Origin of the sequence: Actinophytocola sp. (assembly GCF_045807065.1) — a bacterium.
Lineage (GTDB): Bacteria > Actinomycetota > Actinomycetes > Mycobacteriales > Pseudonocardiaceae > Actinophytocola.
Map to the genome: position 1 here is coordinate 1 of NZ_JBJMIE010000722.1, position 6281 is coordinate 6281.

The 6281-nt window shown below is 68.0% G+C and carries 7 protein-coding genes; 5 read left to right on the forward strand and 2 right to left on the reverse strand.

What is annotated here, in order from left to right:
• Positions 1-90: 90 nt before the first annotated feature.
• Together ACJ73U_RS42545 and ACJ73U_RS42550 are read right to left on the reverse strand one after the other, a co-directional pair.
• A complete protein-coding gene (locus ACJ73U_RS42545) occupies positions 91-927 on the reverse strand; it encodes a Ku protein (RefSeq protein ID WP_407783465.1) in 837 nt (278 codons plus the stop codon).
• Positions 928-987: 60 nt separating this feature from the next.
• Complete coding sequence (locus ACJ73U_RS42550) at positions 988-1299, reverse strand: hypothetical protein (protein WP_407783466.1); 312 nt, start codon at positions 1297-1299, stop codon at positions 988-990.
• Positions 1300-1604: 305 nt separating this feature from the next.
• Here ACJ73U_RS42550 and ACJ73U_RS42555 point away from each other — a divergent pair, with 305 nt between their 5' ends.
• The 5 genes from ACJ73U_RS42555 to ACJ73U_RS42575 all read left to right on the forward strand — a co-directional run.
• Complete coding sequence (locus ACJ73U_RS42555; RefSeq protein ID WP_407783467.1) at positions 1605-2627, forward strand: LacI family DNA-binding transcriptional regulator; 1023 nt, start codon at positions 1605-1607, stop codon at positions 2625-2627.
• 105 nt (positions 2628-2732) lie between these two features.
• Entirely contained in the window at positions 2733-4091 is a 1359-nt protein-coding gene (locus ACJ73U_RS42560) for an ABC transporter substrate-binding protein (RefSeq protein ID WP_407783468.1), read from the forward strand.
• 17 nt (positions 4092-4108) lie between these two features.
• The gene (locus ACJ73U_RS42565; protein WP_407783471.1) at positions 4109-5035 is read left to right on the forward strand and encodes a carbohydrate ABC transporter permease; all 927 of its coding nucleotides are present in this window, start codon (positions 4109-4111) and stop codon (positions 5033-5035) included.
• 5 nt (positions 5036-5040) lie between these two features.
• On the forward strand, positions 5041-5910 hold the full coding sequence (locus tag ACJ73U_RS42570; protein WP_407783469.1) for a carbohydrate ABC transporter permease: 870 nt from the start codon (positions 5041-5043) through the stop codon (positions 5908-5910).
• Between the two features lies 1 nt (position 5911).
• Positions 5912-6281, forward strand: a 370-nt coding sequence (locus ACJ73U_RS42575; protein WP_407783470.1) for an alpha-amylase family glycosyl hydrolase, incomplete at its 3' end; no start/stop codon positions are given.

The window sequence follows — 6281 nt, forward strand, 5'->3', positions numbered from 1 at the left end:
ATACCCCTCCCCCCCCCGCCCCGGACCCCACCCCCGGCCCCGCGCCGAAAACCAAGATCAGCGCTTGACCTTCTTCCGCTTGACAGCAGCCTACGCCTTCGCCTTGGCGGAAGCAGCGGCAGCCTCAGCCGCGCGAGCCTCCTCGACCCGCTGCCGGGGCATGCTCTTGTCCGCGACCGTGTTCCGCAGGGCGCTCAACAGGTCCGCTGCCCCCTCCACCTGTGAGGGAGCCGCCGGCTGCACCAGCTCGTTCCCGTCGATCTTGGCCTGCACGAGCGCCTGCAACGCGCCGCGGTAGCTGTCCGTGTACCGCGCGGGAGCGAACTTCTCCGACAGCGCCTCGACCAGTTCGGTCGCCTCCCGCAGCTCCCGCTCGCTGATGGCCACCTCCTGATGCAGGAAGGCGAAGTCCGGCGTGCGGATCTCGTCCGGCCACAGCATCGTCTCCAGGACGATCACCTGGTCGCGCACCCGCAACACGGCCAGCGACTCCCGCTGCCGCAGCGTGATCTTCACGATCGCGACCCGGTCGGAGCGCTTCAGCGCCTCGGTGAGCAGGACGTACGACTTGACCCCGGCGGGCTCCGGTTCCAGGTGGTAGCTGCGCGCGAAGTAGATGGGGTCGATCTCGTCCACCTGCGCGAACGCCTGGACCTCGATGGCACGCGACGTCGGCAGCGGCAGCTTCGCGAAGTCCTCCTCCGTCAGCACCACCGTCTCGCCGCCCGGCAGCACGTAGCCGCGCGCCAGCTCGGACAGCTCCACCTCGGCGCCGTCGACCTCGCAGACCCTGCGGTGCCGCACCCGCCCGCCGTCGGTCACGTGCACGTGGTGCAGGCCGGTCCCCTGCTCCTCGGTGGCGCCGTACGCCTTCACCGGGATACTCGCGAGACCCAACCTGATCGTGCCGTTCCAGACGCTTCGCATAGACGAACCTCCCATTCGCGGACTTGTTCTATTCTACGCCGCAAATGTGGCTCTGACCAGCTAAAAGCTCGTTTCGTTAGCAACTGATTCGAACAGTTGTCCACCTGCTGCCAGCGCCTCGGCAGCGTGCGAGGACGCCGCCGCGGCGGCACGCAGGACCTCGACGAGCGCGGCCCGCTCCTCGGAGACCGGACCACGGTCGAGCCGGGCGGCGAGACCGTTGAGCGCGGTGGAGATGTGCTCCTGCCCGGCGACGAGATGGTCGACGGCCTCAGCCATGTCCGCAACCGGCAGGTCAGCCTCGGCGAGGGCCTCGGCACACGACGCGAGGTGTGCCGTCACCACGGTGGCCGGCAGCGCGGGATCGTTCACGACGACCCCTCACGGGCTCGGTGTCGCCGCTCGCGGTCGCCCTGCGCCGACTGGTTCGCTCCGCAAGCTCCGCTCACCCGGCCACCTCCCGCGCCGCATCCTGCCACTCCGATCAAGGGGACGAGGGTAGACACACCGCGAATCCACCCCGCCCCGCCCCCGGCGGCACGTTTTGTCGAACTCGGCAGTCGGTTTCGTTGGACACGCGGGGCAGGGGCGTTGGACACGCGGGGCGTGGGTGTTGGACACGCGGGGGTATGCAAGTGAGCGCAAGTGGTTGCAAGAGTTGTCGTAGACTTACGCTCATGGCGCAACGACGGCTATCCGAAGTAGCCAAGAAGGTGGGTGTCAGCGAGGCGACCGTCAGCCGGGTGCTCAACGGCAAGCCCGGGGTCTCCGAGGCCACCCGCCAGGCGGTGCTGACGGCACTGGACGTGCTCGGGTACGAGCGTCCCACGCAGCTGCGTGGGGAGCGGGCGCGGCTGGTCGGCCTGGTGCTGCCCGAGCTGCAGAACCCGATCTTTCCCGCGCTCGCCGACGTGGTCGGCAGCGCGCTGGCCCAACAGGGCTTCACGCCCGTGCTGTGCACCTGCACCGGCGGCGTGTCCGAGCCGGACTACGTCGAGCTGCTCCTGGCCCAGCAGGTCTCCGGGGTCGTGTTCGCCGGCGGGAGCCACGCCGAGGAGGACGCCAGCCACGAGCACCACTACGAGCTGGTGCGCCGCCAGCTGCCGGTCGTGCTGGTCAACGCCTCGATCGACCTCGACTACCCCGTGGTCTCGTGCGACGACGCGGTGGCCGTCGAGCAGGCGTTCGGGCACCTCGTCGCACTCGGGCACGAGCGGATCGGGATGGTGCTCGGGCCGCGGGACCACATCCCCTCGCGGCGCAAGCTCGTCGCGTTCCGGCGGTGCGCGGAGCGGATCGGGCTCGAGGTCGACGAGCACGGCATCGGGCACACCATGTTCTCCATCGAGGGTGGGCAGGCGGTCGGCACCCGGCTGGTGCAGAACGGCGTCACCGGCCTGATCTGCGCCAGCGACCCCCTCGCCCTCGGCGTCATCCGCGCCGTCCGGCGGCTCGGGCTCAGCACGCCGGAGGACGTCTCGGTCATCGGTTACGACGACTCGGCCCTCATGACCTGCACCGACCCGCCGCTGACCACGGTCCGCCAGCCCATCGAGGCCATGGGCCGCGCCGCGGTCGACCTGCTCGCGAGCCTGATCGCCGGCAACGAGGTCGCCATGGAGGAACTGCTCTTCGAACCGGAACTGGTCGTCCGCGCGTCGGCGGCCCCGGCACCCAAGCGAGTCGCCCACACTTCCTGATCGCGTTTTTGCAACAGCCTGTCGAAGTCTTGCAAGCATCCGTCGACGGGTCTTATTCTGCTGAGCACCTAATTTCCCAACCCCGGCGAAGGGGTGCGAAGCACGATGAAGTCCCGAACACTCGCGCTGTTACTGGTCGCGGGCCTGAGCGTCAGCGTGACCGCCTGTGGCGACGACAGCGACAGCGGCAGCGCGAACGGCAAGGTCACGATCACCGTGAACGGCCAACCGCCGAAGACCCAGCCGTTCGAGCGCAAGATCTTCGACGCGGACGTCGCCGAGTTCGAGCGCACGCACAAGAACATCGACATCCAGCCCCACGAGGGGTTCATGGACCCCAAGACGTTCAACTCCAAGCTGGCGGGCGGCCAGCTCGAGGACGTCTTCTACGTCTACCTGACCGACCCGGCCAACCTCATCGCCCGCCGGCAGGCCGCCGACATCACCAGCTACGTCAAGGACGTCCCGCACTACGACGAGCTGCAGCCCGCGCTCAAGGAGATCTTCACCAGGGACGGCAAGGTCTACGGCCTGCCGACCGCCAACTACTCCATGGGCCTGCTCTACAACCGCAAGCTCTTCCAGCAGGCCGGACTGGACCCGAACAGCCCGCCGAAGACCTGGCCCGAGGTCCGCGAGGCCGCGAAGAAGATCACCGCGCTCGGCAACGACACGGTCGGCTTCGCCGAGTACAGCAAGAACAACCAGGGCGGCTGGCACTTCACCACCTGGATGTACTCGGTCGGCGGTGACGTCGCCAAGCAGGACGGCGGCAAGTGGGTCGCGGACTTCGACAACAGCAAGGGCAAGGAGGTCGCCCAGACCCTGCACGACATGCGCTGGACCGACAACACCATGGGCACCAAGCAGCTCCTGGTCATCGAGGACGTGCAGCGGATGATGGGCGCGGGCCAGCTCGGCATGTACCTCGCGGCGCCGGACAACGTGCCGGTGCTGGTCAACCAGTTCAAGGGGAACTACGCGGACTACGGCCTGGCCCCGCTGCCCGGCGGCAAGGGCACCCTGATCGGCGGCGAGGGCTACATGCTCAACCCGAAGTCCTCGCCGGAGAAGATCCGCGCCGGCCTGCAGTGGATCTCGTGGAAGTACCTGAACCCGGACCGCATGGACTCCGACCTCAAGCGCTACGCCGACCAGAACCAGCCGATCGGCCTGCCGACCTCGCCACCGGCCGGTTCCGCGGACATCTGGACCGGCTCCCTGCGTGACCAGCAGGCCACGCTGCGCGAGAAGTACGCCACCGTGCCCGTCGAGAACTACAGTTCCTATGTGGACGGTCTGGCGGACATGGACAAGAAGATCGAGCCGCCGAACGCGCAGCAGGTGTACGCCGCGCTCGACAACGTCATGCAGGGCATCCTCACCAACAAGGACGCGGACGTGAACCAGCTGCTCTCGGACGCGGAGTCCAAGGTGAACTCCGCACTGGCGCAGGTCAAGTAGCGGTGTCCACCACCGCGGTGCTCGTGCCGGACGTCGAGAGGCGTCCGGCACGAGCCACCCGTCGCCAGGCCGAGCGGCTGCGGCGCGCGATCCGTGAGAACCTGACCGCCTACGGCTTCCTGTGCGCCGCGCTGGTCTGCTTCGCGTTGTTCTCCTGGTACCCCATCATCCGCGGCGTCCTGCTGAGCTTCCAGCAGGTCAACTTCGTCGATCCCGCCCAATGGATCGGCTGGCGCAACTTCCAGACCCTGTTCGCCGACCCGCTTTTCGGCACAGCCTGGCGCAACACGCTGCTGTTCACGGGCCTCGCGCTGGTCGTCGGGTTCGCCGTGCCGTTCGCCGTGGCCATCGTGCTCAACGAGCTGCGGCACGCGAAGGCCTACTTCCGGCTGGTGGTCTACATCCCCGTGATGCTGCCGCCGGTCGTGGTGGCGATCCTGTGGAAGTGGTTCTACGACCCGGGTCCCGGGTTGTTCAACAGCTTCCTGCGCACGGTCGGCCTGCCGGCGCTGTCGTGGCTGGACTCGTCGGACACCTCGATGCTGTCACTGGTGCTGGTCGCGACGTGGGCCTCGATGGGCTCGGCCACGCTGATCTACCTGGCGGCGCTGCAGACGATCCCCGGTGAGCTGTACGAGGCGGCCGAGCTGGACGGCGCGAACCTGTGGCAGCGCCTGCGCCACGTCACGATCCCGCAGACCAGGTTCGTGCTGCTGATCATGATGCTGCTGCAGATCGTGGCCACCATGCAGGTGTTCACCGAGCCGTACGTGATGACCGGCGGCGGCCCGGAGGACTCGACGGTCACGCTGCTGCTGCTCCTCTACCGCTATGCCTTCACCTACAACGACTTCGGCACGGCGAGCGCGCTGAGCCTGATGCTGTTCGTCGTGCTCGGCGCCTTCTCGGCGCTCTACCTCCGGCTCACCAGAACGAGAGGATAGGTCCGATGCGGACACTCATCTCGCCGTGGGCGCTCAAGAGGAACCACGGCAGGATCATGTACTGGCTCGTGTTCACGCTCGTGGCCGCGTTGTTCACGCTCGTGTTCGTGGTGCCGCTGGTCTGGATGCTGCTCGGCGCCATGAAGACCGCGCCGGAGCTGGCCCGCAACCCACCGGCCCTGCTGCCGGAGAGCGCGAACGCCGGCGCCTTCAGGGAGGCGTGGGACTTCATGGACCTCGCCAAGTACTTCCTGAACACGGTGGTCATCGCGGTCGGCGCCCTGCTCATCCAGCTGGCGGTGCAGGTGCCGGCGGCGTACGCCCTGTCGAAGCTGCGGCCGGTGCTCGGGAAGTGGGTCCTCGGGCTGATGCTGGCCACGCTGATGCTGCCGGCGTCCGCGCTCCTGGTCCCGACCTACCTCGCGATCACCGACGTGCCGGTCGTCGGGGTGAACCTGGTCAACTCGCCGGCCGCGATCTGGCTGCCGGCGGCCGCCAACGCGTTCAACATCTACCTGCTCAAGCGGTTCTTCGACCAGATCCCGACGGACATCCTCGACGCGGCGCGGATCGACGGCGCGGGCAGCGTGTCGACCATGGTGCGCATCGTGCTGCCGCTGTCGCGGCCGATCATCGCGGTGGTGTCGATCTTCTCGGTCGTGGCGGCGTGGAAGGACTTCATCTGGCCGCTGCTGGTCCTCCAGAACCCGGAGGTGCAGACGCTTTCCGTGGCACTGCAACGTTTCGAGCCGGACACGCCGATCAACCTGATGCTGGCCGGCCTGGTCATCGCGAGCGTGCCCATGGTCGTGGCGTTCCTGATCTTCCAACGGCACATCCTCGCCGGCCTCACCGCCGGCAGTCTCAAGGGGTGAAATGAACAGCACATCACAGTGGTGGCGTGGCGCCGCGATCTACCAGGTCTACGTGCGGAGCTTCGCGGACGGCGACGGCGACGGCACCGGCGACCTGGCCGGGGTGCGGGCACGGCTGCCCTACCTCGCCGACCTCGGGATCGACGCGATCTGGTTCAACCCGTGGTACCCGTCGCCGATGGACGACGGCGGCTACGACGTGTCGGACTACCGCGACATCGAGCCCGCGTTCGGGTCGCTCGCCGAGGCCGAGAAGCTGATCGAGGAGGCCCACAACCTGGGCATCAAGATCATCATCGACATCGTGCCGAACCACTGCTCGGATGAGCACCCCTGGTTCGCCGCCGCTGTTCAGGCCGGCCGCGGCTCCG